4 protein-coding genes and 2 pseudogenes are annotated in these 2,395 nt (G+C 43.3%); 4 read left to right on the top strand and 2 right to left on the bottom strand.

The window, feature by feature from the left end; translation table 11 throughout:
- A pseudogene (locus H6F92_RS00365) lies at positions 1 to 131 on the top strand (IS5 family transposase); the annotation flags it as partial.
- A 363-nt stretch (positions 132 to 494) separates the two neighbouring features.
- Here the strand turns inward: H6F92_RS00365 and H6F92_RS00370 are convergent.
- A complete protein-coding gene (locus H6F92_RS00370; protein WP_190356400.1) occupies positions 495 to 638 on the bottom strand; it encodes an anacyclamide/piricyclamide family prenylated cyclic peptide in 144 nt (47 codons plus the stop codon).
- A 244-nt stretch (positions 639 to 882) separates the two neighbouring features.
- The gene (locus H6F92_RS00375) at positions 883 to 1,029 is read right to left on the bottom strand and encodes an anacyclamide/piricyclamide family prenylated cyclic peptide (protein WP_190356401.1); all 147 of its coding nucleotides are present in this window, start codon (positions 1,027 to 1,029) and stop codon (positions 883 to 885) included.
- Positions 1,030 to 1,247: 218 nt separating this feature from the next.
- Here H6F92_RS00375 and H6F92_RS00380 point away from each other — a divergent pair, with 218 nt between their 5' ends.
- From H6F92_RS00380 to H6F92_RS00390, 3 genes and pseudogenes are all read left to right on the top strand, one after another.
- Complete coding sequence (locus tag H6F92_RS00380) at positions 1,248 to 1,484, top strand: hypothetical protein (protein ID WP_002753033.1); 237 nt, start codon at positions 1,248 to 1,250, stop codon at positions 1,482 to 1,484.
- Complete coding sequence (locus tag H6F92_RS00385) at positions 1,484 to 1,804, top strand: type II toxin-antitoxin system VapC family toxin (protein WP_242029941.1); 321 nt, start codon at positions 1,484 to 1,486, stop codon at positions 1,802 to 1,804. Before H6F92_RS00380 ends, H6F92_RS00385 begins: the two co-directional genes overlap by 1 nt.
- Before the next feature lie 165 nt (positions 1,805 to 1,969).
- A pseudogene (locus H6F92_RS00390) lies at positions 1,970 to 2,395 on the top strand (ISKra4-like element ISMae18 family transposase); the annotation flags it as partial.

The following is a 2,395-nucleotide window of genomic DNA, read 5'->3' on the forward strand; positions in this document are numbered from 1 at the left end:
GTCGTCTCAAAATATTTCGGATACTTTCATCAAGATACAGAAATCGCAGACGGCGATTTGGTCTGAGATTGAATTTGATTGCTGGTATCTACAATTACGAACTTCGTTACCGACAAAAATATATATCTTGATTACTTTTGCAAGAGATCTAAGTGTGCCAGAAAGTACAAAGGCTTTTGCCAGAAATACAAACCCAAGGAGAAGAACACCGCTACCCGATAACCCTGGGGGAGTAAGCTATTGGCAGGATCTCATCTCCCTGAATCTAAATCTTCTAGTACTCGTGAACCAAGGAAAAGGGAGACAACAGAAGAGCAAAAACCTGTACTCCCCCGCTCCCTCTCTCCCCTGCTCAAGAAGCTTCTCCCCGGGTTCCAGGTATCCGAAAGCCACTGACTAGGGTTGTGCGTCAATTCCTTGAGGCAAACTGTGCGCCCTGGCAAGGAGAAAAAGACTTTTGACATTTTTTGAGGTTCGTGCTAGAATCAGGGGAATTACTCTGCGTCGTCTCCCGCAAAAGGATAAAGAGGATGGCCCGATCCCATGGCAGCGATCGCATTACCATCACGAGAGACGGTAGCGGTGTTTTCCCGTTGGACAGGAGCAGCATTGCGGGGTGTCAGTTTTTCGGTTTTCATGGGGTAAGTCCGACCTAATTTATTTGCACTAACCCATACTACCAATTCCTATGTGCTGGGATGAGCCAAAAAACGCAAGTTTTTTAAAATTGGTCAAAAAGTTCTGCTTCTCCTCCGTGCCAGGTATCCGAAAGCCCCGAATTAACTAGGGTTGCGCGTCAATTCATTGAGGCAAACCGTGCGCCCTGGCAAGGAGAAAAAGACTTTTGACCTGATTATGAGGTTAGTGCTAGAATCGGGGGGATTACTCTGCGTCGTCTCCCGCAAAAGGAATGGACCAACTCCATGTTATAAAATGGGTGGCGATCGCATTACCATCACGAGAGACGGTAGCGGTATTTTCCCGTTGGACAGGAGCAGCATTGCGGGGCGTCAGTTTTTTGGTTTTCATGGGGTAAGTCCGACCTAATTGTTCTTTTCAGTCGTACTACCTTTTTTCTGCTGAGTCAATAGTTTTTAAGTGAATTTGTGTTAAGTTTTTGTTAAGCTTAGATCAGCACTTGTCAATATTTTTGTGAGAATTTTAACCTTTTGATCCAAGATTCAAATTCGTTGTAAGATGATATGTAATCAGAAAGTTATTCTCATTATTTCTTGAGGTCTAAAAAGATGACAAGAGTTGTTACCCTAGAAGATGCCTTAGAGATAGTCAAACAGCTTTCTCCTCTAGACAAAGTACGTCTAATTGAAAAAGTGACTCCTGATATTAAACAACAGTTAGCGGTTACTACCCATCAACCTCGTAAATCTTTGCGGGGATTATGGCGAGGTGCCAACATCAGTGATGCAGATATCGCTGATGTAAAACAACAGATAGGAGCTAACTTTCCTCGTGAGGATATTTGATGAGTGATGCAGTGACCGATACTCATGCTTTGATTTGGTATTTAGAGGATAGTCCACGCTTGAGTTCTGCGGCTAACCAAACATTTGAACAATGCGATTGCGGTGAAATTGTCATTTATATTCCAACTATCTGTTTAATAGAGATAATTTATCTGCAAGAAAAAGGACGTATTGCACCTGAACTAAAATCCCAATTAGATGCAGAGTTATTAGCTGGTAATAGTGGGTTTATCTTAGCTGATTTGACTGCCGAGGTTGTCAATGTTTTGGCGACCGTATTACGAACTGCCGTACCTGATTTACCTGATAGTGGGACTTAGGCATTTTCGGGCAGCAAAAAAGGCTCAAACCATTACGGGACAAAGGGTTAACCTCGATTTATGATTTTCCTTGATCTATCTGGGTTTCAGCGATTTTGGGCTTCTCGAAGTAAATCCCAAGCAGGGATTGGGGTTGAGGCTTTTCTCGATTTGTTTTTTGTCTAAGTCCCAATAAGCGAGAAACAAGCCGATAAACTAGGATTAAGCAAGAATAATCGATTAAGTCCCATGCTGGAGAAATGTTGCTGAGGAGCAGTGGCTAAAGTCTCTTTTGAAGATGCGGAAAAAGCTCTCAAAATGGCGACAGGAATGGCAGTTTCAGGCAGTAGTCAACAGCGGCTTGTACAAAGATATAAATTTGAGGAAGCAGAAGCAAAGAGTCCGGTAGAAGCATTGAGTGTAGATGGGGGAAAAGTCAGAATCAGAACGCCCAAAGGACAACCGAGTCAAGGGAGAGATTACAAAGCAGTAAGTCTGCATGGTCAAGAATGTGCGGGATTTTTTCAGCCAAATGAAGAATTACTGGAATGGGTGAACCGTCAGCCCTTAACAGAGGTAGTCACCTGTTTAGGAGATGGTCATGATGGGGTG

The organism is Microcystis wesenbergii FACHB-1317, assembly GCF_014696875.1.
Classification (GTDB): domain Bacteria; phylum Cyanobacteriota; class Cyanobacteriia; order Cyanobacteriales; family Microcystaceae; genus Microcystis; species Microcystis wesenbergii_A.